The following is a 22,725-nucleotide window of genomic DNA, read 5'->3' on the forward strand; positions in this document are numbered from 1 at the left end:
GGGCCTTCTGATCGAGTTTCACCGCATCGCCAGCGACTGCCGCAGCGTGGTCTGTTCCCACACGATCTCCCCGACGGCGCCGGGCTTGAGCACGGGACGAATGCCCAGGATCGAGCCGCGTCTGGTGGCGGCGTAAATCATCGGGGTGCTGGTGTTGGTGGCGAAAACGCTCAGGTCGTTTCGGCGGCTGTGGAAGGCGGGTCGCCCGCTGGCGCGGTCCAACGCCACGATCGTGTTTCGTGCGTCGCGCACGTACACGTATTTTTCGTCGCTGGCCAGGAATTGCCGGGCTTGAGCGCAGGTCCACATCGCCTCACGAGCGAATTTGCCTTCCAGCTTGTTGATGGCGACCATACCGTGTCGGGGCACGAGCAGGTAGACGGTATCCGCCAGGACGATCGGTGACTCCACCAGCGGCACGCCAGCGTAATAGATCCAGCGGATTTTGCCGTCATCGCGATCCAGGCAATACAGCTTGCCGTCCTGCGAGGCGATGTACACCCCGAAGTCGTCGGCCTTGACGTCGGCGGTGACCGGCCCGTCGGTCTTGAACGAGTAAGCTTCCAGCGGCCACAGCGCCGCCCGCGCGCTGGTGCAGGCCCAGACGCGGCCATCAATGCCGGCGGAGTAGATGGCGTCATTGACGATGGCAGGGGCGGCAACGATGCCGTCGGTGGTGTACATTTCCCAGATGAGCCTGAAGTTGGGTTCCAGGTCGAAGCGCGCCAGTCGCCCGCTGCCGGGCATGGTCACGCCGACGTAGACGGAGTTTCCGGCGCCGGCGGCGTTGCCGTGCAAGGCTCGAGCCGGGGTGTAGGTTTCCAGCTCGCGTCCATCAAACGTGAACGCCGCCAGCGAGCCGGTGGTGGGAATCACGATCCGATCGCTCAGGGCGATCGGCTTGTAAAGCGTGTGCCCGGGCGGCGCAATGCGGCTGGCGCCTTTGAGTTGTCCGCCGCTGGCGGTCATCCAGTATCCGCGGTTGCGGCTGGTGTAGGCGATCAGTTGGTCCGCCGCCAGATGCAGTTGGGTGATTCTCTCGCCTCGCAGATCCAGGTCTGCCTGCCATTGTTTGATGAACGCATTGGTGGGAACCGGTTGGATCTGGGCGGGCCTGGTACGGGCACAACCCATGATTGCCAATGCGATTACGAGCAGGACCAGAAACCGGAGCGGCAGGTTGTCCAGTTGGCCGGACCGGAGATGTTGCAGGTAGATTCGGGACTGCTGCGGGTGCTGATTCACGGGGGTCGCTCCTGCGGCTGCAACGCGGGAAACTATAACGACAACCGCGGCAAGGATAACCGTTTGCCGCGACAGCCGTCAAACCTCTGGTCCGTCGCCCACAGCCGGCTGGCGGTCGCAGCGGCCTTGCTCACAATCAGCAGGCACCGCATGTGGATTCGCGACAGCAACTTCATCCCGTTTCGCATGGCGTGATGGTATGGCGTACTGCTCAGACGCCAATGGCAATCAAGCTGATCGAGTCGGACGACCGATAATCAGGGCTGATCATCGGACAGTAGGGATTTTGGCGATGGAGTGAGTCGAACGGGGGCAATTGGCAAGAATCTGCCGGAAGATGCCGGTACGCAACGGCGTCCTTCATCGTGTAGAGTTGGATACCGCGACCCGCGGGCGTCGGCCGGAACCCGCATGCGACGCCAAAGTTCGCGCCTGGCCAGGGCGCGTTCCCGGTTTCGCGTTTTGTGTTGCACCTTGTGTTTAGCACCCTGAACCGGTAGTGGGTGGTGGTTATGGCCTGCTCTGGAGCGTCAAAAGAACAATCCAATCGCAGTTCGAACCGGACGGTCCGCCCGGCCATGGAAGGCCTTGAGCGGCGGATGCTGCTGGCCGACGGCGGGCTGGCAGCCGCTTACTTTGCCCGCACGAACTTCACGGCGGCGAAGATGGTTCGCACGGATGCGACGATCGACTTCCAGTGGTCCAGCCCGCCGTCCAGCAAGCTCGGAACCGACGGATTTTCAGTCCGCTGGGTCGGGCAGATCCTCCCGAAAGTGACCGACACCTACCGCTTCGTGGTGCACAGCAGCGGCGGTGTGCGGCTTTGGGTGGGCAATAAGCTGGTGGTCAACGACTGGTCGCGCCACAGCCTCCGCCAACGCAGCGGGGAAATCCGACTGGGCGGGGGCCGACTGTACAATTTCAGAGTGGATTACTGGACCGACAGCGCAAGCCCGCAGGTGAAGGTGGAATGGCTGGGCGACCGCTGGCCACAGGAACTGTTGCCTGCGTCGCGACTGGTGCCGGCGCAGATCGACACCGTGCGACCCACCCCGCCACAGCGCCTGACCGCCACCCAGGCCTCGGACACCGCCATACGCGTGACCTGGGATCCGGCCAGCGATCCGTCGGGCGTGGTGGCTTACGATGTGTATCTCAATGGCTCGAAGGTGGGCACGACCAATCCGGGAATGAACTACTATGCCCGATCCGGACTTGAGCCGGGGCAGGGGTATGTGTTCAGCGTGCAGGCGATTGACGCCGCGGCCAATCTCTCCGCCCAGGCCAGCACCTCCGCCACCATCGGCCAGCGCGTCAACCAGCCCCCCACCGCGCCGACCAACCTGCGCGCCGGCAATACGACCAACACCGCGATTACGCTGAGCTGGTCGGCCAGCAGCGACGACCGCGGCGTGACAGGCTATGAGATCTTCCGCGACGGCCAGTCCGTGGGCACGACGGCATCCACGAGCTTCACCGATACCGGCCTGGAGCCGGAAACGCTCTATACCTACACCGTGCGGGCCTTTGATGCGTCCAACGCCTTCAGCCCGATCAGTGACAGCCTGACGGTGCAGACCGATCCGGATCCCAGCACCGTGAAGGATCCGTATGCGGGATTCGCTTCGGCTCAATTCGACGCGCAGAACGGAGTGGGACGATCCGGCGGGGAGATCAACAACCTGGATGACGGCGACTGGGTCCGCTACGACAACCTGGATTTTGGCCCGGGCAGCGGCGCGCAGTCGGTCAGCATCGATCTGGCGCTGCCGACGTCCAATCGCGGCGGGCGAATCGAGCTGCGGATCGACGGCGTCAACGGCCCGGTGGTCGGCACGCTGGTCGCCCAGCCCACCGGATCTTTCAACCACTTCCGCGCGCAGCAGGTGAACGTCGCCGACGTCAGTGGAGTCCACGACCTGTATCTGGTCTTCCGCGGTCGCAACGGCATCGGCAACATCCGCAACATCCGCTTCAGCAGACAGCATCTGACACGGATCCTGGCGGTGGGCGATTCGATCACGCAGGGCAGCTCTGCCTCGCCGACGTATCGTTATTACCTGTGGCAGCGGCTTCGCGCCGCCGGACGCGCGATCGATTTCGTGGGAAGCGAGCTGACCGGCTACAGCGGCGAGTATCCGAACCTGGACTTCGACCAGGAGCACGAAGGGCACGCCGGCTGGCGCGCCGACCAGATCGCCGGCAGCGTCGGCGCCTGGGTGCGCGACAGCGGCGCCGAGGTCGTGCTGCTTCATGTCGGAACCAATGACCTTGAACAGGGCCAGAGCATCGACAGCACGCTGAACGACATTCGCAACATCATCGACGCGATCCGGGGCGTGAACCCGTCGGCGATCATCCTGCTGGCGCAGATCATCCCTGTTCGCGGCAAGGAAGACCAGGTGGCGCAGCTCAACGCCGGCATCGCTTCGGTGGCGGCGTCGAAATCGACCGGCTCGTCTCCGGTGGTCCGGGTCGATCAGTTCAGCGGCTTCGACGTCAACGCCGACACCATCGATGGCGTGCATCCCAACGCCAGCGGCGACCAGAAACTGGCCAATCGCTGGTTCGATGCTCTGGAGCCACTGATCTGAGCGGCCGGGTCTGAGCTGGCGCCAGCGATTCGACGTTCAACATTCCGCGCTGCGAAGCTGCGAACGTCGCAACTGCGCGGCCAGACGCAGGCAGTCCCGATAACCTGCGCGATCGCTTTGCCGCTTATCCGGCGGCGGCGTTGTTCCGATATGCCCTAAGGATGTCACCGGACGCAGGGCCAACCACCTTCACACAGCAGCGTGCCGAAACGGACCGTCGCCGCCGACCCAGGCTGCGCGGAGTAACCCTCGGGTGGATCATGCCGCACAGCGGCCCGATCCTCGATCCATGGGAAGTACGCGTGCAGGATGTGTCGCGTTATGGCGTGGGGTTCATCTCCTGCGACAAGCTGGAGGTGGGTCAACTGTGCCGCATCCGCATCGGACGCGGACCGCTGGAGCTTTCACGCATCATCCGTGTGGTTCGCTGCGACCTGTGCATCGGCGGCGTGTACAGCATCGGGGCCGAGTTCGTCTGACCTGCGCCCTGCCTGCCTATCTGAGCCACCGGTATTCCTGAACCGTCAGCTTCAGCGCCGCATCGGCGGCGGCGCGAATGACCGGATCCGGATCCTGTGACAATTGCTTCAGCAGCTTCGTCGCCCCACGCTGGTCGGCAACACGATCGGCATTGAAACGATATCGCCCCAGCTTCAGGATCGCCTCCACACGCCACATCCGTTCCGGTGCATGCCGGGCAAAATAAAACACGTCTCCCGCGTGACGATCGATCACGGTCTGTTCCAGGCTGGAGAAGATCCGCTGAAGCGGCAGAAGCTGCTCGGCGACGTACGCCTTGCGCGCCTCGTTGAACTTGCGGCATGCCAGCGCCCGCTGCGTATCGCCGGACGATTCCGACAGCGCGCCGATGAGCGTGGCGGCTTCGGCCATCATGGTCAGGCCGGCGTCGAGCTGGGCGTAGGTCAGCCGCTCCCGATAGAGCTTGTCGCCCAGGGAGAAGACCGCCTCATAAAGCCGCATCGCCTCCTCGGTTTGTCCGTCGCGCTGAAGCAGTTGTCCGGCACGACGGGCGCAGGCGCCCAGCGTTCGCAGCCCGTCCAGCGCCGGACGCTCGCTGCGGTAATTGACGATCTGTGATGGATCGGCCTCGAACAGGCGGGCCTGGATGCAGTCGCTGGCCTGCACCAGCATCCAGATCCCCGGAACATCTTCCAGGTCGCGAAGCAATCCGCTGCGGGCGAACTTCTCGTAGGCCAGCGGGTCCTGTTGATACTGCTCCAACGCCTTGCGATAGACATCCGCGGCGTCGGTGTTGCGCGAAATGGATGGCACGACGGCGACCGGCGGCACGGGCAGCTCGATCGCGCCCGCGAGTTTGCCGTCCAGGCTTATCCGCGTGCGCGGGGAGACGGTGCTGACGGCGTCGTTCAGCCACACCAGCCCGATCGCCGTCCCCACTACCATCGCCAGCGAGATGCACCAGCCCAACGCATTGCCCCACATGCCCGCAGACCTCCACGAAGTGGCACAGTGCGATGGCGGCTATCGCACTTCAACCACGCGGCACTCGGGAAGCGCCTCCAGAAAGAGCTTCCCATAGCGCCTGGTCCTGATCCGGCTGTCGAGGATCACAACGATCCCCCGATCGGTCTTGCTGCGGATCAATCGCCCGAATCCCTGCTTGAGCTTGATGATCGCCTGCGGAACCGAGTAATCGAGAAACGGGTTGCCCCCGGCGCGACGGACTGCTTCCAGCCGGGCCTCGATGACCGGTTCATCCGGCACGGCGAACGGCAGCTTGACGATGATCACGTTGCGCAGCGCCTCGCCCTGCACGTCGATGCCCTGCCAGAAACTGGCGGTGCCGAACAGCACGGCGTTTTCAGCCGATCGGAATCGTTCCAGCAGGACTCTGCGCGGAGCGTCCTGCCCCTGGACCAGAAGCGGATAACCCAGAGCCTCGATTTGCTGCTTGAGACGATTGGCGCATTCGATCAGCGAGGAGTAGCTGGTGAACAGCACGAACGCCCCGCCTCCGGTCTGCTGAAGATAGTGAAGGATCTTCTCGCAGGCGGCGGGCAGAAACCGCGCGGTCTCACTGGGATCCGGAAGGTCGGTCTCGATATACAGCGTGGCCTGCCGGTGGTAATCGAACGGCGAACCAAGCTGAAGCGTGTGCGCATGCTCCACGCCCAGCCGCGAGGCGATGTAGTGGAAAGACGGCTCAACCGCTGGCCGCGAAGTCTGCACGGGCGCAACGCCCGTGTCACGTGAAGTGTTCCCTGTGGCACGGGCGTCCCGCCCGTGCGAGTCGCGCGGCGCGGCGGTGCACATGGTCGCGCTGGTCAGCACCACACTGCGGACCCGGTCAAACAGGTATCGTTTCAGTCCTGCCGCCACGTTGATCGGGGCGGCGTGGAGGCTGACGCGCCTGGGGGTTTGCCCGCTGATCTCGAACCAGTAAACCGCGTCCTCGATCGTCTGGCCCAGGATCGAGTCAATGGCCAGCGCCATCCCGGCGACTTTTTCCGCCATCGAGCCGATCTCGCTGACCTCGGCCTCGTCGCTGAGCGTGCTGATCAGCTCCTTGAGGTGCTTGACCAGGTCTCGCAGTTTGGGTGAGAGGTCGTTGGGCACGACATCAGGCTGTTGCACGCGACCGTTGGACCGACCCTGCGTCTGCTGCCAGTGAATCACGCGCTCGAAGAAGCGCTGCGAGACTTCGTGGAGCTCGACCACGTCGCGGATCGCCGCGTTGGCCGCCGATCCATAGCTGCTGAGCATTCCCTTGCCGCGGCGGGGATCGTACAGCGTGCGCAGGTTGTAGCGGATCGAGCCTTCGCTGATCCGCAGTCCGAAGTGCTCGCCGGCCACGTCCTCAACCGTGTGCGCTTCGTCCAGCACCACCAGGTCATACTTCGGCAGGTAATTCACGCCGGCCATGCGCAGCGACAGGTCGCTGAAGAACAGCGCGTGATTGACGACCAGGACATTACCGCTGTGCATCCTGCGTTTGGCCGATTGCCAGAAGCAGCGGTCGTAGAACGGGCACTTTTTCCCCAGGCAGTTTCCCTGTTCGGCGCAGACGCGGTCCCACACGCCCGGCTCGGGCACGCCAGGCAGGTCGGCCAGCGAACCATCCGTCGTATGATTGGCCCATTGCTCGATGGTCCACAGCGATTCAAGCTGGTTTTCGGTCTCGAACAGCAGGTTCTGTCGCGAGCGGGCCTGCTGGAGCCGTCGCTGGCACAGGTAGTTGCCGCGTCCCTTGCACAGCACGGCGGTAAACTCGTCGGGATAGACCGACTGGATCAGCGGGATGTCCTTTTCGATCAGTTGTTCCTGAAGCGAGATCGTATGCGTGGAGATGACCACGCGCTTTCTGTGCCTGACGGCAAAGTCGATGGCGGGAATCAGATAGGCGAACGACTTGCCCACGCCCGTGCCGGCCTCGACCAGCAGGTGATGTCCCTGGGCGAAAGCGCGTTCGACAGCCGCGGCCATCTCGAGCTGCTGCGGGCGATGCTCGTATTTCTCGCCCAGGCGTCGCGCGATGGCCCCGTCGGGGCCGAGCATGTCGATGAGGGTCGTGGGCACAAGTTAGGAAATTGTAAGATGCAGATGACCTCGCACCAAGCGCGAATACCCGAGTCTCAATGACAAATGCCAAGCTCACTGGTCATTGTGATCTGGTGATGGATGATTGCTACGCCTGCATTCTCTCCAGCGTCTGCTGGAATCCCCTGACCCCCGCCGAGGCGCCGACGGCAGTGCAGCAGTCGGCGGCGGCGCGGTTGGCGAACCTGCCGGCCTGCTCCAGCGGCATCCCCCGCCGCAACGCCACCAGCAACGCCCCGAACCACGTGTCGCCCGCGCCGGTGGTGTCGATCACCTGTACCTGGTACCCGGGCACCAGCCCGCCCCGCTTCCCGTCGCTCAGGTAGCAGCCCTCGGCATCGAGCTTGATCCCCACCAGCGATCCCGGGCGCATGTACTGATGAAACCTGTCGGCCATGTCTTGCGGGCGGGTCTGGCCGGTCAGCTCCGCGGCTTCCGTGCGGCTGGGAGCAAACAGGTCCAATTGAGCGAGGATCGGCTCGAGCAGTTCCCAGGGACCTGGAGGATTGAGCGTGTCCATCGCGATCTTCGACCCGGGCGCAAGCTGGCGAAACTCCTCGAGCAAGGCGGGCAGTTGGCGAATCAGCGGCTCGGGCAGCAGGCCGAAGTATCCGATCTGCACCCACGCGCACTGGCGGAACAGATCAAAACACCGCCGGAATATGTCGGCACTCAGCAGCGGGTTGGTGCCGGGAGCATGGAAGAAACACCGCTCGCCGCCCGGCTCCACTGCCACGATCGTCGCGCTGGTCTGCGCCTGATCGGTGGTGAAGACGGCGGACGTATCCACCGATTCCTCACGCAGGCGCTCGACGATCGCTCGCCCCAGAATGTCCTGCCCGACCAGCCCCGCCGCCGCCGCAGTGGCGCCAAGCTTGGTCATCGCCACCGCGACGTTGCACGCATTTCCCCCCGGGGCAAGCCTGAGCGTCCGCAGCACTGACATGCCGCCCGGGCGCGGCGGATGTCGAAGGTCGATCGGCTCGCCCAGCACGTCGGCAACGATATGTCCGAAGATGGCGGCGTCCATGGCGGAGTGATCGCTGCTCAGCGCTTTGTGCCCGATACTGCGCTATCACCTGTCGGTCCTGGAAGCGCCCGACTCGCCGGCGGCTACTGGCACCTGGCCACTGTCCTCGATCTCCACGTGCGTGTATTCGTCAAGGTTCAGCGTCGTAATCTCGCCGTCGTCCTTCTGCAACACCAGACGATCCAGCCACAGCTTGTCATCCTGCGCATGCGCGAACCAGCTTCCAGTCTGGCGCTGGCAGAAGCTGAGCACCTTGCCGCGGACCTCGGTCGGCAGCACATAATGCCGGGCGGGAATCTGCTGTATGACTCTGACCCGGGCTCCCGGCACAAGCTTCTTGCGATTCTCGACGTCCATGGGGGTGATAGGTTACGTCCAGGCCGCAGAATGACAAGGTGACAACAGTGTCGGCGTGACAATGATGACAAGGTGACAAGGTGATCGGGTGATTGGGCAACAGACCTAAGCAAGAGCGTCCGGGCGATGCGAATTTCCCCTTCTCACCCTTTCACCTTGTCACCCCTTCACCTTTGTCATCCGTATTCATCTCCGCGCGTACGCGACGCAGTTCATCGTACAACTGCGACATGGCCTGCGGGACGATCCGTACCTCGCCGACGACGCTCATGAAGTTCGTGTCCCCCGCCCAGCGCGGCACCACGTGCTGGTGCACGTGTCCGGGCAATCCGGCGCCGGCGCAGCGGCCCAGGTTGATGCCGATGTTGAACCCCTGCGGAGAAACGGCGCGCCGCAGCAACTTGATCGCCTCGATGGTCTGAATCTGTAGATCCAGCACCTCGTCGCGCGTGAGCTGTTCCAGCTCGGCCTTGTGCGCCCGCGGTGCCACCAGCAGATGTCCGTTCGTGTAGGGGTAACGGTTGATGATGACCAGGGACAAATCGGTCGACCAGACCAGCAGGCACTGGCGGCGTTGCTCGTCGGTGGTCGCATCGGCGGCGCGGCAGATGAAGCACCCGTCCGGCTCGGGCTTCTCCAGCGAACGGATGTAATCCATGCGCCATGGAGCGTGGATCGGGAGGTTGGGCATGGCAGAATCGTATCCGCAGGGGTGGAGCCGGCAACACCCACAGCCGAGGCAGGCTCGCTACGCCTGCTGTGTCCGGTCCCGGCGCAGAACGTGCATCAGCCCCGCCACGATCGACATGACCAGCACTCCGACCAGCACGCCGCCGGCATCGGCAAGCCAGTCGTCCAGCGATGCGAATCGTCCGACCAGCGGCTGGGTCAGCTCATCCAAAGCGCCGTAAAGCAGCGCGGTGCCGATGACGGTGACCCCCAGGCGCCCGACCGCCCGCCGCCCGGACCACAGGCTCGCCCACAGCAACACGGACAGGAGCAGATAGACCATGAAGTGTGCCAGCCTGTCGCTGACGCGCACCGGAGGCAGCCCGGCGGGAGGCAGGTGCGTGAGGATGAAAATGCCGCTCCAGTAGATCGCCGTCAGCGACCGAACAGTGCGATAGTACCATGGGCCTGTCGTGCTCACGCGGCGACTTCCCCGTCCGGCGACTTCGCCGCCGCAAGCTTCGATGCATCCAGATTCGGATTGACCGTTACCTCGACCGCCGGCTGCGGCTGCACGATGCCGGGCGTCGAAGCCGGAGACATTTGCGGTTGGGCGGTCTCCATGGCCAGCACCTCTCTGGCCAGTGCCCGGTAATCCGTCGCTCCGGGGCTTTTCGGACCGTACCGCAGGATCGTCTGTGCGAAGCTGGGGCTTTCGGCGAGCTTGATGTTGCGGCGGATGCGGGTCTCGAAGATCACCGCGTCCGACCAGGGCAGGTTGCGTCCCCGAGCGTCGATGATGAAGTTCTCCAGCTCGGCGACCACCTCGCCGCTGAGCCTGGTCTGGGCGTCGAACATGGTCAGCACGACACCGCTGACACGCAGCCGCGGATTCATCCGCCGGCTCACAAGCTGCACCGTCTCCAGCAGCTTGGCCACGCCCTGCAACGCCAGGAAATGCGCCAGCATCGGGATGATGACTTCATGTGCGACGGCCAGGGCGTTGATCGTGAGCAGTCCCAGCGACGGCGGGCAGTCCAGCAGCAGGTAATCAAACTCCAGCGCGTCTCCGGCCGCTTCCAGTCGCTTTTTAAGCAGCATCTCGCGTCCCAGGACCGCGACCAGCTCGATCTCCGCTGCCGCCAGATCGATGCTGCTGGGCACGATCGCGATGTTTTTCTCGACGCTGTGGATGGCCTCCAGCAGGCTGCGCTCGTCCAGCAGCACGTCGTAGAGGGTGACGATGTTCTGATCGCGCGGCTCGATGCCGTAGTTGATGGTCAGATGCGCCTGCGGATCCAGGTCGATGAGGCAGACGCGTTTGCCCGCCTCGGCCAGCGCGGCGCCGAGGTTCACCGTGGTGGTCGTCTTGCCGACTCCGCCTTTCTGGTTCATCAGCGCGATGATTCGCATGATTGGCCGCGACCTCCGTGTCTGTGGATGCCGCAAGTGTCACTGAAACCGTGCGAATTTCAAGCAGAAGTGCTCAGCGGGCAACGACCACGGCGCATAAAAAGAAGCCTTCCGCCGTGGCAGGGAAGGCTTCTTGTTTGTTTGACGGCCCAAGTTGGAGCCAAGGCCGAAACAGGTTAAAGGTGACTTGAACTGCGAAACTCGTACGACCTGACGACTGGCCGGGCGTCACACACGAAGTGGAGCCACGTCGCCCGGCGGAACCGAGAAGCTATTTCTTCTTCTTCGTCGTCTTCTTGGTCGTCTTCTTAGCGGCGGCTTTCTTCTTTGCCATAGCGATTGTCACCTCCTTTCTGCGCATCAATGTAAAGGTGGAGAAAAATTCCGTCAACGTTTTTTTGCGCGCCGCGCGAAAATTATCGCGACAGATCAAACACCGGAAGCGAGAGATCACCGACGCGCATCCCCCACGCGGGCCGTCAAGCTGCACCGCGCATTTCCGATCTCTCATTTTCCCGTCGCTGGCGTTCTCGTCCCTCGTTTCTCATCCCCGCGGCGATTAAGATCACCGGCTGAATCTGGAGAAAGGAATCAACGTGAAACGTCCGCTCGTTCTGATCATCCGTGATGGCTGGGGCAGCAACCCTTACCCGCAGTGGGATCACGCCAACGCCGTCAAGCTCGCAAAGCATCCCGTGGATGACCGGCTGATGCGCGATTATCCGCACGTGCTGATCCACACCAGCGGCTTTGATGTGGGGCTGCCCGAGGGAACCATGGGCAACAGCGAGGTCGGCCATCAGAACATCGGCGCGGGAAGGATCGTCGATCAGGAGTCGGTGCGGATCACCAAGCAGATCCGCAGCGGCGAGTTCTTCGACAACCCCCAGCTCAACGCCGCCGTCACCAACGCCCTGCAAAACCGCTCGAATCTGCACCTGTTCGGCATCGTCTCCGACGCCGGCGTGCATGGGCTGATCGAGCACCTGTTCGCATGCCTTGAGCTGTGCCGCAGGCGCGGGCTGGATCGCGTGTTCCTGCACGCCTTCACCGACGGGCGCGACAGCCCACCCACCTCCGGTCTCGAGTACATCCGCCAGGTCGAAGCCAGGATGCGCGAGTTGAACGTCGGCTCCATCGCGACGGTGAGCGGCCGCTACTGGGCGATGGATCGCGACAACCGCTGGCAGCGCGTCGAACGCGCCTATCGCGCGATCGTCTTCGGCGACGGGCCGAAATTCCGCTCCGCCGAAGAAGCCATCATCCACTACTACAACAATCCCGCCGAGCCGAGCATGGCCGGCGACGAGTTCATCACCCCCTCGGTCATCTGCCGCGAGGACGGCGTCACCCCGCGGGCCACCGTCCGCCATGGCGACAGCGTCATCTTCTACAACTACCGCGGCGACCGGCCACGCGAGCTGACCAAGGCCTTCGTCCTGCCTGACTTCAACGGCTTTGATCGCGGACCAAAACTCGACCTGTATTACGTGACCATGACCGCCTACGAGGAAGGCCTGCCCGTTCACGTGGCCTATCCCAAGCCTCCGAAGATGGTCAACATCCTCGGCGAGTACATCTCCAACCTGAACCTGCGGCAGTTCCGCTGCGCCGAAACCGAGAAGTACCCGCACGTCACGTTCTTCTTCAACGACTACCGCGACGAGCCGTTCCCCGGCGAAGACCGGCAAATCATCCCCTCGCCCAAGACCTTGCCGGATGGACGTCCGCTGACCACCTATGACCAGAAGCCGGAGATGAGCGCCTACGGCGTGTGCGACGAGGTCGTGCGGCGCGTCAACTCCAACCAGTACGACCTGATCGTGGTGAACTTCGCCAACGGCGACATGGTCGGGCACACCGGCGTGCTCAGCGCCGCGATCAAAGCCGTCGAGACGGTGGACGAGTGCGTCGGAAAGATCCTCGACGCCGTGCAGCGCCACAACGGCGTGGCGATCGTCACCGCCGATCACGGCAACTGCGAACAGATGATCGACCCGGCGACCGGCGGGCCGCATACCGCCCACACCACCTACGACGTGGAGTTCATCGTCGTGGACGATCGCTTCCGCGGAAAAAAGCTCGCCCCCGACGGGCGGCTGGCGGACGTGGCGCCCACCGCCCTGCACATGATGGGCCTGCCCATTCCCAGTGAGATGACCGGGCGGTCACTGATCCCGGGTTAGCGATCGGCTTGTCTGGACGGCCACGACAGGAAGCATCATCTTCGCGGCGCGCTGCGTCGCGACATTGGGCATCGCCAGTGCCCGCGACGCCGCAGCGCCAGCACGCCCAGCAGCAGCCCCATCCCGGCCAGTCCCGGCTCAGGCACGACCGTCAACGTCACGTCGTTGCCATCTCCGCCGAGGTAGCTGAGTCGCAACTGGTAGCCATTCGCGGTGAACAGGGCGCCTTCCGCGGGTCCGGTGAATGGATTGAGCGGAGGCTGCGAGGAGAGGTTGTCGATGATGGTGAAGCTGTCGCCGAACTGTGCCGCGTAGCCGACCGACAGGTCCAGATCCAACCCGCCGGCGATGCTGACGCGCTCAATGACGCGAAGCTGATCGTACAGTGTTCCGGCCTGCACGCCGTTCAGCTCCAACTCCAGCAGGTGCGAAAGCGACAGTTGCCAGGCGGTCAGGCGCGCCGGACCCGGGCCGGGCGAAATCACCGAGCCGGCCGGACCATCGCCAGTGATCGTGCCGGCGATCGTGCCCGTTCCGCTGAGCCGTCCGTCGAGCACGCTCACGTTGCCGCCCATCGCCACTTCGCCATCCAGGCGCAGCTCTCCGCCGGTAACGACCAAATCGGCCTGGCTTTGCCCATCTGCGGGAATGTGCACGGTGCCATCCCCGGCGACGACGAAGTATCCCCCGCCGCCTTCGATGTTGTGGATCGTAAGCGTCCGCCCGGCCTCCACGTTCAGCGTCCCGGCCGTCGCGCCAAAAGCAAAGTTCCCCAGCGAGTTGCTGATCCTGAATGAACCCAGACCTCTCAAGTGCTGGATCGTCTGCGACACCGCTTCGATCCGCAGCGTCGCTCCGGAGCTGCTCACCGTCGCCGAGCCCAGGGCCGCGGGAGCGCGAATCGCCAGCGTGCCCTCGGCGATATGCACGCCCAGTGGGAAGGTGTTTGCCCGGGTCAGCGCCAGCGTGCCGTCGCCGCCTTTGACCAGTGATGCTGCCTGGATCGGCACATCGATTGTGCGCGTCACTTTGCCCAGGGTCAGGATCGGCGCCTCGCCCGGGAAACTCAGCGAACCGTTGCCGCCGATTCCGGTGCCGGCGGCGGCGCCCTGCATGATCAGCCCGCTGTCAATGACAAGTTGCGAGCCATCGAGCTGGAGCGATCCGTCCGTCAAACTCAGGGAGCGAATCGAAGCATCGGCCGCCAGCGGCAGCACCGCGTCTCCCGCGCCCAGCCGCACATTGCCGCCAGCGGCGATCGAGGTCGCGTGCTCGCTGTCCCAGGCCAGCGGGCGAAGCCCCGGATCGTCAGACACGTCATTCGGATCCACCCCCAGGTCGTAGGTGAGGAACGTCGCGCGCGATGAGGCGCCGGTGCCGATCGTCCCGATTCCGTATCCCAGCACCGCCCGGTCGGTTGGCAGCACGCCGTCGGCGCCCGTGGGTTTGGCCACGAAACGCATGGCCGATGATTCGTTGCTTCGCAGTCGCAGAACCGCCCCGTCGCTGCGGAACAGCGCCTTTGCAGTCAGCACGAGTGATCCGGATGCCGGTCCCTGCAAAATCAGATCAGCCCGGCTGCGCTCGATCGACAGCGTTCCGATCGTTTCCTGAGTGATGGTGACGCTGCCGGCGTTGGCGGCAAGAACCCCGCCGATCATCCGGACCGGGCCGTCGTCGGGCAGGCGGTCGATGGCCGGGGCGGCAGCCGAGGCGTTGAGCGTCGCCTGCCCGAAGGGAAGCAGGACTCCGCTGGCCTGGGCGACCGAGCCATTTTGTTCCAGCATCGTGCCGAACAGCACCGCCTGTCCGCGGAAGCTGTTGCCAGCGCGCAGGAACGAGTGCATCGCCAGCAGGTCGAAGTTCCCGCCGCCGGCGCCGTCGCCAATCGCGCCGCTGGCGAACGTGTCCCTCAGGACCAGCACATCTCCCAACGCGCCGATTTCGGAGCTGATATGGAACTCGCCGGGAAATCCGCCAATTTCACTGCTGACCAGCCGACCGCCTTGCAACCGAAACTGCGTGCCACTGGGCGCGCCCAGCGCCGACTGCACGGACTTAGCCGTTGCCGCCCCAGTAGAGGGAAGAATGATCGTGCCCCCCGCCAGCAGCGCGGCCGTATCGGATGCGGTGGGAACGCCACTGCTCCAGTTCGCCGGATCTGCCCACAGGCGATTTCCCGTGGCGTTGGTCCAGGTGGTGGTAACCGCCTGCGCCAGCGGCCCAGTCGCGAGCCACAAACAGGCCGCATTTTGGATGATCTTTCGGCGTACCATGTGGGAAACTCCCCGGGGAGACCCCCGATTGAAGGTCGTCACTGTGGCGGAATCTGCACAGCAGACACGCCACCGCCGGGTCCGGTTAGCGGCGGCGAGGCGTAATCCACTTCGCCTGACGCTTGGCCGGCCCGGCTGGCACGTAAGGCGCCTGACACTCACTGACAGTGCATCGTGGAAATGCAGGAGATTCCCATCCCCTGTCAGACGCACGTGTTGCGTCACGGGCGAGTGCAGCCGGGGTTTTCGATCGCTGGCCGTTGCGTATTGCCCGGCACTTGCCTTGCGCTATAATCGTGCCCAGGCTCGAAGCAGCGAATTTCGAGCCCACGGTGTCAACGTAAGGAGCAGTGCCCTATGGCCCACGTAATCGCGCAGCCCTGCATCGGGACGAAGGACACGGCGTGCGTCGCGGTCTGCCCGGTGGACTGCATTCATCCCACCAAGGACGAGCCCAACTTCGCCGAGGAAGAGATGCTTTACATCGACCCCGACACGTGCATCGACTGCGGCCTGTGCGTGGACGAGTGCCCGGTGAAAGCGATTTTCCCGCAGGAGGACCTGCCGGCAGAGTGGGCCTCCTTCATCGAGCGCAACGCCGCCTATTACGCCAAGCAGAAGAAGTAGCACCGCCGCCGGCCGATCGGGTTTGAACGATCGCCCGCCGCGGCGGTCTACGCTTGCATGGGATCAGCGACTGACGCCTGCGGGTTTCATCCCCGCGGGCGTCTTGTTTGTGCGTCTGGCCGGTCTGATCAGCCCCCCGGACTTGAGCGGATCGCGGGTTTGCACCAGCCCGCGACTACGCTGCGATTGAACCTCGGGCGCTGAAGGCTTCGTTGCGTACAATAACACTGCCATGACGACCGCCACCCCCAACAGCGGCACAACGCATCACCCTTCAAGCCCACAGGCTGTTGACGAAGCGGTGCTGAGCGTTGGCGGGATGACCTGCGCCAGTTGCGTGGCGCACGTGCGCAGGGCCGCGGAGAAGGTTCCGGGCGTACAGGCGTGCGAAGTGAACCTGGCGCGTGGCCGGGCGGTGGTGCGATTCGATCCCGGCGCGACCAGCCCGCAGCAGATCGCCGCCGCCATCACCGATGCCGGCTATCCCACCGTGCCCGAGGAGGAGCATCACGCGCACGACGAGGCCGGCGTCGAGCAGGCGCGGCTGGATCGCCAGATGCACGAGGCCCGCGCCTGGCTTCGCCGCGCCGTCGTCGGCATCCTGCTGTGGTTCCCCGTCGAGGCCACCCACTGGATTCTGACGCTTCTGAGCGGCCACGCCCACCATCCCGGCGCGCAGCCCGCCGCCGGCGCTCCGCAGCCGCTGAACTGGATGACCTGGGTCTCCCTGATCAGCAGCTCGATCGCCATCGTCTATGTCGGCAATGGCTTTTACCGCAGCGCCTGGCGGGCACTGAAGCGCTTCACCAGCAACATGGACACGCTGATCGCCATGGGCGCGTCGGTCGCCTGGGGCTACAGCCTGGTGGCGCTGCTGGGCTACCTGCTGAACTGGTGGGGCACGCTGCCTCACCTGTATTTCATGGAAGCCACGGGGTTGCTGGCGCTGATCAGCCTGGGGCATTGGCTGGAGGCCCGCGCCCGGCAATCCGCCGGCAGCGCGATCCATGAACTGCTGCAACTGGCGCCGGCGACGGCGCTGAAGTTACAGGTGCACGATCAGGCGCCCCAACCCGCCGTGGACTCCGCCCTTGGCCTTCAACCCTCCGCCTTTATCGAGGTTCCCGTTGGAGAGCTGAAGATCGGTGATCTGGTGCTCGTGCGCCCGGGGGATCGGATCCCCATCGACGGCCAGGTCATCCGCGGGCCGTCCAGCGTGGATGAATCGATGATCACCGGTGAGCCACTGCCGGTCAGGCGCGATGTCGGCGATCGCGTCATCGGCGGCACCCACAATCTCGACGGACGACTGATCATCCGGGTCACCCAGACCGGCTCGCAAACCGCCCTGGCCCAGATCATCAAACTTGTCGAGGCCGCGCAGGCATCCAGGCCGGCGATCCAGCAGTTGGCCGACAGGGTCGCGGCGGTGTTCGTGCCATCGGTGCTGACCATCGCGCTGTTCACCGGCATCGGCTGGTACGTATGGGGCTGGACCCACGGCTGGGACAGCGCCACGACCTGGGGACGTGTGGCCTTGACCGTCTGTAGCGTGCTGATCATCGCCTGCCCGTGCGCACTGGGGCTTGCGGTGCCTGCGGCGCTGATGGTGGGCACGGGGCGCGGGGCACGCAAGGGCATCCTCATCCGCGACATCGACGCCCTCCAGAACGCTGAAAAACTCGACATCATCGTGCTGGACAAGACCGGCACGATCACCCGCGGCACGCCCGCCGTCGCACGCGTCGAATCCTTCAATGCCGTGCCGCAGGATCAACTGCTGCGTCTGGCGGCGGCGGCCGAACAGTTCAGCGAGCACCCCTTGGCCCGGGCGATCGTCGCCGCCGCTCACGCACGCGGCCTGCAAATCCCCGAACCCGAAAGCTTCAACAACGAGCCGGGCTATGGGGTGGTGGCGCGGGTCGAAGGCAAAACGCTGCTGGTCGGCAGTGAGGAGATGCTGCGCGCCCGGATGACGGCACTGGCCGGCGAAGACCAGAAATATGCCACCGACACAGGACAAACCCTCGTCTATGTCGCGGTGCTGCACAACGGCACGATTGAGCGACTGGGCGTGATCGCGCTGGCCGACGAGATCAAGCCCGATTCGGCCGCGGCCATCCAGGAGCTTCATCGCCTGAAGCTGCGCACGGTGCTGTTGACCGGCGACAACCGCGCTACCGCTGAGCTGATCGCCCGGCAGGTCGGCATCGACGATGTCCGCGCCGAAGTCAAACCCGACCAGAAGGCGCAGGTCATCCGCGAGCTTCAGCTCAGTCCGTCCCGACCGGGGGCGACCCGATCGACAGTGGCGATGGTGGGCGACGGGATCAACGACGCCCCGGCGCTGGCGCAGGCCGATCTGGGCATCGCCATCGGCTCCGGCTCGGATATCGCCAAGGAGACCGGGGACATCGTGCTGGTCGGAGGCAGCCTGCACGGAATCGCCACTGCCATTCGCCTTTCCCGCGCCACCATGCGCAAGATCCGCCAGAACCTGTTTTTCGCATTTTTCTACAACGTGGTGGCGATTCCGCTGGCGGCGGCGGGAATGCTCAACCCCTACATCGCCGCCGCCGCCATGGCCCTGTCGGATGTCACCGTGCTGGGCAACGCTCTGCTGCTGCGTCGATCGCGGATCGACTGATGCAGGCCGCACCCGTCCCCGCCCCCAGGAGCCTCAGAAGAACCCGGTCTCCGCCGATTTCTTGCAGACCTGAGCAGACACGGTTAGATTTCGGCATTCAACTCGCGCTCACAAGGAGACTTGCATGGTGCGGAGGTTGCCACGGCCGCTGGCCGTTTCGTCGTCGCTTCTGCTTGCGTTGCTCGTGGGGTTGTTGCCGGTCAGTTGCAAGAAACAACCGGGAGCCTCCGTTTCGGGAAACGAAATTCCCGTTGGCGAATTCGCATCGTTGACGGGTTCGACCGCGACCTTCGGGCAAAGCTCGCACGAAGGGCTGGTGCTTGCCATCGAGCAGATCAACGCCGCTGGCGGGGTGCTCGGTGGAAAGACGATCAGGATCATCCCCGAAGATGACCGCTCGGAGCAGGCCGAGGCGACCACCGCCGTGCAGAAGCTGATCAGCCGGGATCGCGTCGTGGCCGTCATCGGGGAGGTGGCCAGCTCGCGCAGCCTCGCCGGCGCCACGGTCTGCCAGCAATACAAGATCCCGATGCTCTCTCCGGCCAGCACGAACCCGACAGTAACCAGGGTAGGCGATTACATTTTCCGAATCTGCTTCACGGATGACTTTCAGGGCACGGTGGGCGCGCAGTTCGCCAGCAAACAGGGGTGGAAGCGCGTCGCGATCTTCACGGACGTGGCCAACGATTACAGCAAGGGCTTGGCCGCGGCATTCCGGGCGGAATACTCCAGGGGAGCCGGCACGATCGTGGCCGAGGAGAGCTTCCGCGCCGAGGACAACGACTTTAAGGCCCAGCTTACCACGATCAAGAGCGCCAACCCCGACGCGGTCTACCTGCCCGGGTACTACGGCGACGTGGTGAAGATTCTGGTGCAGGCCAGGCAGTTGGGGATCACGGTGCCATTTTTCGGCGGAGACGGGTGGGACAGCGAGGAGACGCTGAAGCTTGGCGCGGCGGCGAACGGCTGCTTCTTCACGACTCATTACCATCCCGACGACCCGCGCCCGGAGGTGCAGAAGTTCATCGCCGATTACAAGGCGCGCTACAACGGCAAGGTTCCGGACGCGATGGCGATCCTGGGCTACGACGCAGGGCGCGTCATCGCCGACGCGATCAACCGCGCCGGCAAGGCCGAACCGGCGGCCATTCGCGACGCGCTGGCGCAGACGAAAAACTTTCCCGGCGCCAGCGGCGTCATCACCATCGATGAAAACCGCAACGCCCGCAAGCCCATCGTGATCCTGGAGCTTCAGAACGGCACAACCAGGCTCAAGGATTCGATCGCGCCGCAGTGATGCACGACTTCGTCCAGCAACTCGTCAACGGCCTGTCCATCGGGGCCGTTTACGCGCTGATCGCGCTGGGGTACACGATGGTCTACGGAGTGCTGCGGCTGATCAACTTCGCCCATGGCGAAGTGTACATGAGCGGCGCCGTCGTCGGATACTACGTCGCCCAGGCCGCCACCCGGCACAACCTTCCGGCCTGGCTGGCGCTGCCAATCGTCTTTGCTTCGGCGATGCTCGCCTGCTCGGTTCTGGGATTTCTCATTGAGTTCTTCGCCTACCGACCGCTTCGCCACAGCCCGCGGCTGGTGGCGCTGATCACCGCGATTGGCGTGTCGCTGCTGCTGCAGAACATCGCGCAGATCAGAGAAGTATTCGGCCCCACGCCGCGACGCATGCCCCCGCTGATCGAGCCGCGCGTGGTCATCAGCTTCAGCGTCGGCGATGCCACAAGCCCCGTCACCGTCAGCAACCTCGACCTGCTCAGCTTCGGGCTGGCGATGCTGCTGATGGTGGTGCTCTGGTGGATCGTGACGAAGACCAGGACCGGGCTGGCGCTGCGGGCCGTCTCCTACCGCTTCGACACTGCCTCGCTCATGGGCATCAACACCAATCGCATCATCGCGTTCACGTTCGTGCTGGGATCGGCGCTGGCGGCGGTGGCGGGCGTGGTCGATGCCATCCGATATGATGTCAAGCCGCTGATGGGACTGATGCCCGGGCTCAAGGCGTTCGTCGCCGCCGTGCTCGGTGGAATCGGCTCCATCCCGGGCGCTGCCGTCGGGGGAATGCTCATCGGAATGCTGGAAACCATGGCCAAGGGATACATCTCCAGCGCCTACGGCGACGCGGCGGCGTTTGTCGTGCTCATCCTCATCCTGCTGATTCGTCCTTCCGGCCTGCTGGGAAGCCCAGCGGCGGAAAAGGTCTGACCGACGCATCCATGACCGCGCTGCCCAGTGAATCTCGCCTCTCGCTTGCTCAGCCCCGAGTGCCGGTCTGGGTGATCAATCTCGCACTCACAGCTCTGCTGGCAGCGCTGTGGCCGATCGACCGGCTCATGGCCGAGTACATGGACCCGTACTTTCTGCGGATCCTGGTGCTGATCGGGATCAACGTGATCCTGGCGGTCAGCCTGAACCTGATCAACGGCATCACGGGACAGTTTTCGCTGGGACACGCCGGATTCATGGCGATCGGCGCGTACACCACGGGAACGATCATGCACTACTGGCGGCCGGAAGGGGCGATGATTCCCGTCGCGATCGTGGTGCTGCTGATTTTGGGCGGGGTCTTTGCTTCAGCGGCGGGACTGGTTATCGGGATCCCCACGCTGCGGCTTCGCGGCGATTACCTGGCAATTGCGACGCTCGGCTTCGGCGAGATCATCTACACCCTGATCATCAACACCGAATACATCGGCCCGTTGCGCATCGGCGGCGCCAGCGGGCTGCATGGCATCCCCATTGTCGCCAATTTCTTCTGGACATACGCGGGCGTGGTCGTGTGCGTGGTGTGCGTGTGGCGGATCGCATACTCGGCCAAGGGAATGGCTTTTCGCGCCGTGCGCGAGGACGAGGTTGCCGCCGCCGCCATGGGCATCGACACCACCTACTACAAGGTCTCGGCGTTCGTGATTGGCGCGTTCTTTTCCGGAGTGGCCGGAGGGCTGTTCGCGACGTATCAAGGCAACCTCGACCCGGCGGGTTTCCGCTTCATGCGCTCGATCGAAATCGTGGTGATGGTGGTTCTCGGCGGGCAGGGATCGATCACCGGCTCGATCCTCGCCGCCGCCATCCTCACCTATCTGCCCGAGCAGCTTCGCTTTCTATCGGGTGTGTGGCGGATGATCTTCTATTCGATCCTGTTGATCGGAATGATGCTGCTTCGGCCCGGCGGGTTGCTTGGCAGCCGCGAGCTGTGGTGGACGCGGCGGCGGATCGAGCCGCCCGGGGATGCGGTCGCATCCTGAAGAAGTGTCTGACATCCATGCCATTGCTGGAGATCCATAATCTCTCGGTTCAATTCGGCGGCCTGCGGGCACTGAGCGGGTTTGACTTCACGCTGGAACGGACAGAGCTGGTCGGGCTGATCGGCCCGAACGGCGCGGGCAAGACGACGGCCTTCAACGTCGTCACCGGCGTGCATCTGCCCTGCACCGGAGAGGTGAAGCTCGAAGGCCGCAGCATCGTGGGGCTCAAGCCGTTCAAGATCAACCGGCTGGGGATCGCGCGGACGTTTCAGAACATTCGTCTGTTCGGCGGATTGACGGTGCTGGAGAACGTGCTGACCGCATTTAACCAGTCGCTGACGCACGGATTCTGGGGGACCGTGCTGCGAACTCCGCACCATCAGCGCGAAGACCGCCACCACGAAGCCCAGGCAATGGAGCTGCTGCACACGATGCGCCTGGCGCACCGCTGGGACGAGCTGACCAGGAACCTGCCCTACGGCGACCAGCGGCGGCTGGAGATCGCCCGCGCGCTGGCCACCAGCCCGAAGGTCCTGCTGCTGGACGAGCCGGCCGCCGGAATGAACCCCCAGGAGAAAATGGAGCTGATGGAGCTGATCCGCTTCATCCGCGACCGCTTCAGGATCGGGATCTGGCTGATCGAACACGACATGAAGCTGGTGATGACGATCTGCCAGCGGATCACCGTCCTGGATCACGGCGAGACCATCGCCGTCGGCACTCCGTCGCAGGTGCAGTGCCATCCGAAGGTGATCGAGGCATATCTGGGCGAACCGGTGAGCTAACCACAGATGAACGCGGATGCACACTGATGCTGTAGTGCAGACCCATCTGGGTTAATG

General features: G+C 64.3%; 19 protein-coding genes. 9 read left to right on the top strand and 10 right to left on the bottom strand.

What is annotated here, in order from left to right:
* Nucleotides 1-18: 18 nt before the first annotated feature.
* Nucleotides 19-1,245 carry a PQQ-binding-like beta-propeller repeat protein gene (locus ACQS5P_RS08010; RefSeq protein WP_428940373.1) on the bottom strand — a complete coding sequence of 409 codons (1,227 nt, stop codon included), beginning with the start codon at nt 1,243-1,245 and terminating at the stop codon, nt 19-21.
* A gap of 578 nt (nt 1,246-1,823) precedes the next feature.
* Here ACQS5P_RS08010 and ACQS5P_RS08015 point away from each other — a divergent pair.
* Both ACQS5P_RS08015 and ACQS5P_RS08020 read left to right on the top strand, forming a co-directional pair.
* On the top strand, nt 1,824-3,839 hold the full coding sequence (locus tag ACQS5P_RS08015) for a carbohydrate-binding protein (protein ID WP_428940374.1): 2,016 nt from the start codon (nt 1,824-1,826) through the stop codon (nt 3,837-3,839).
* A 161-nt stretch (nt 3,840-4,000) separates the two neighbouring features.
* Complete coding sequence (locus tag ACQS5P_RS08020) at nt 4,001-4,318, top strand: hypothetical protein (RefSeq protein WP_428940375.1); 318 nt, start codon at nt 4,001-4,003, stop codon at nt 4,316-4,318.
* 16 nt (nt 4,319-4,334) lie between these two features.
* Here the strand turns inward: ACQS5P_RS08020 and ACQS5P_RS08025 are convergent, their stop codons facing one another.
* The 8 genes from ACQS5P_RS08025 to ACQS5P_RS08060 all read right to left on the bottom strand — a co-directional run bounded on the left by ACQS5P_RS08025 (nt 4,335) and on the right by ACQS5P_RS08060 (nt 11,377).
* The gene (locus tag ACQS5P_RS08025) at nt 4,335-5,303 is read right to left on the bottom strand and encodes a hypothetical protein (protein WP_428940376.1); all 969 of its coding nucleotides are present in this window, start codon (nt 5,301-5,303) and stop codon (nt 4,335-4,337) included.
* Nucleotides 5,304-5,342: 39 nt separating this feature from the next.
* Complete coding sequence (locus tag ACQS5P_RS08030; protein WP_428940377.1) at nt 5,343-7,397, bottom strand: ATP-dependent DNA helicase; 2,055 nt, start codon at nt 7,395-7,397, stop codon at nt 5,343-5,345.
* A gap of 109 nt (nt 7,398-7,506) precedes the next feature.
* Nucleotides 7,507-8,448 (bottom strand): carbohydrate kinase family protein, encoded by a 942-nt coding sequence (locus tag ACQS5P_RS08035; protein WP_428940378.1) that lies wholly within the window; start codon nt 8,446-8,448, stop codon nt 7,507-7,509.
* 45 nt (nt 8,449-8,493) lie between these two features.
* Nucleotides 8,494-8,805 (bottom strand): hypothetical protein, encoded by a 312-nt coding sequence (locus tag ACQS5P_RS08040; protein ID WP_428940379.1) that lies wholly within the window; start codon nt 8,803-8,805, stop codon nt 8,494-8,496.
* 151 nt (nt 8,806-8,956) lie between these two features.
* Nucleotides 8,957-9,496 (bottom strand): HIT family protein, encoded by a 540-nt coding sequence (locus tag ACQS5P_RS08045; protein WP_428940380.1) that lies wholly within the window; start codon nt 9,494-9,496, stop codon nt 8,957-8,959.
* A 57-nt stretch (nt 9,497-9,553) separates the two neighbouring features.
* Nucleotides 9,554-9,955, bottom strand: coding sequence for a VanZ family protein (locus ACQS5P_RS08050; RefSeq protein WP_428940381.1), 402 nt, complete (start codon nt 9,953-9,955; stop codon nt 9,554-9,556).
* Entirely contained in the window at nt 9,952-10,887 is a 936-nt protein-coding gene (locus ACQS5P_RS08055) for a ParA family protein (protein ID WP_428940382.1), read from the bottom strand. The genes ACQS5P_RS08050 and ACQS5P_RS08055 overlap by 4 nt, the downstream gene beginning before the upstream one ends.
* A gap of 271 nt (nt 10,888-11,158) precedes the next feature.
* A complete protein-coding gene (locus ACQS5P_RS08060; RefSeq protein WP_428940383.1) occupies nt 11,159-11,377 on the bottom strand; it encodes a hypothetical protein in 219 nt (72 codons plus the stop codon).
* 106 nt (nt 11,378-11,483) lie between these two features.
* Here ACQS5P_RS08060 and gpmI point away from each other — a divergent pair, with 106 nt between their 5' ends.
* Complete coding sequence (gene gpmI / locus ACQS5P_RS08065) at nt 11,484-13,073, top strand: 2,3-bisphosphoglycerate-independent phosphoglycerate mutase (RefSeq protein ID WP_428940384.1); 1,590 nt, start codon at nt 11,484-11,486, stop codon at nt 13,071-13,073.
* A gap of 35 nt (nt 13,074-13,108) precedes the next feature.
* Here gpmI and ACQS5P_RS08070 read toward each other — a convergent pair whose 3' ends face one another.
* Nucleotides 13,109-15,313, bottom strand: coding sequence for a hypothetical protein (locus ACQS5P_RS08070; RefSeq protein ID WP_428940385.1), 2,205 nt, complete (start codon nt 15,311-15,313; stop codon nt 13,109-13,111).
* 393 nt (nt 15,314-15,706) lie between these two features.
* On the opposite strand from ACQS5P_RS08070, the gene ACQS5P_RS08075 reads away from it, so the two are divergent.
* From ACQS5P_RS08075 to ACQS5P_RS08100, 6 genes are all read left to right on the top strand, one after another.
* Nucleotides 15,707-15,976, top strand: coding sequence for a 4Fe-4S dicluster domain-containing protein (locus ACQS5P_RS08075; RefSeq protein ID WP_428940386.1), 270 nt, complete (start codon nt 15,707-15,709; stop codon nt 15,974-15,976).
* A gap of 232 nt (nt 15,977-16,208) precedes the next feature.
* On the top strand, nt 16,209-18,623 hold the full coding sequence (locus ACQS5P_RS08080) for a heavy metal translocating P-type ATPase (RefSeq protein ID WP_428940387.1): 2,415 nt from the start codon (nt 16,209-16,211) through the stop codon (nt 18,621-18,623).
* Between the two features lie 124 nt (nt 18,624-18,747).
* Nucleotides 18,748-19,920, top strand: coding sequence for an ABC transporter substrate-binding protein (locus tag ACQS5P_RS08085; protein ID WP_428940388.1), 1,173 nt, complete (start codon nt 18,748-18,750; stop codon nt 19,918-19,920).
* Nucleotides 19,920-20,843 carry a branched-chain amino acid ABC transporter permease gene (locus ACQS5P_RS08090; RefSeq protein WP_428940389.1) on the top strand — a complete coding sequence of 308 codons (924 nt, stop codon included), beginning with the start codon at nt 19,920-19,922 and terminating at the stop codon, nt 20,841-20,843. Before ACQS5P_RS08085 ends, ACQS5P_RS08090 begins: the two co-directional genes overlap by 1 nt.
* 11 nt (nt 20,844-20,854) lie before the next feature.
* A complete protein-coding gene (locus tag ACQS5P_RS08095; RefSeq protein ID WP_428940390.1) occupies nt 20,855-21,883 on the top strand; it encodes a branched-chain amino acid ABC transporter permease in 1,029 nt (342 codons plus the stop codon).
* Between the two features lie 17 nt (nt 21,884-21,900).
* The gene (locus tag ACQS5P_RS08100; RefSeq protein WP_428940391.1) at nt 21,901-22,668 is read left to right on the top strand and encodes an ABC transporter ATP-binding protein; all 768 of its coding nucleotides are present in this window, start codon (nt 21,901-21,903) and stop codon (nt 22,666-22,668) included.
* Nucleotides 22,669-22,725 lie beyond the last annotated feature (57 nt).

It is taken from the genome of Fontivita pretiosa, assembly GCF_050410795.1.
Lineage (GTDB): Bacteria > Planctomycetota > Phycisphaerae > Tepidisphaerales > Tepidisphaeraceae > Fontivita > Fontivita pretiosa.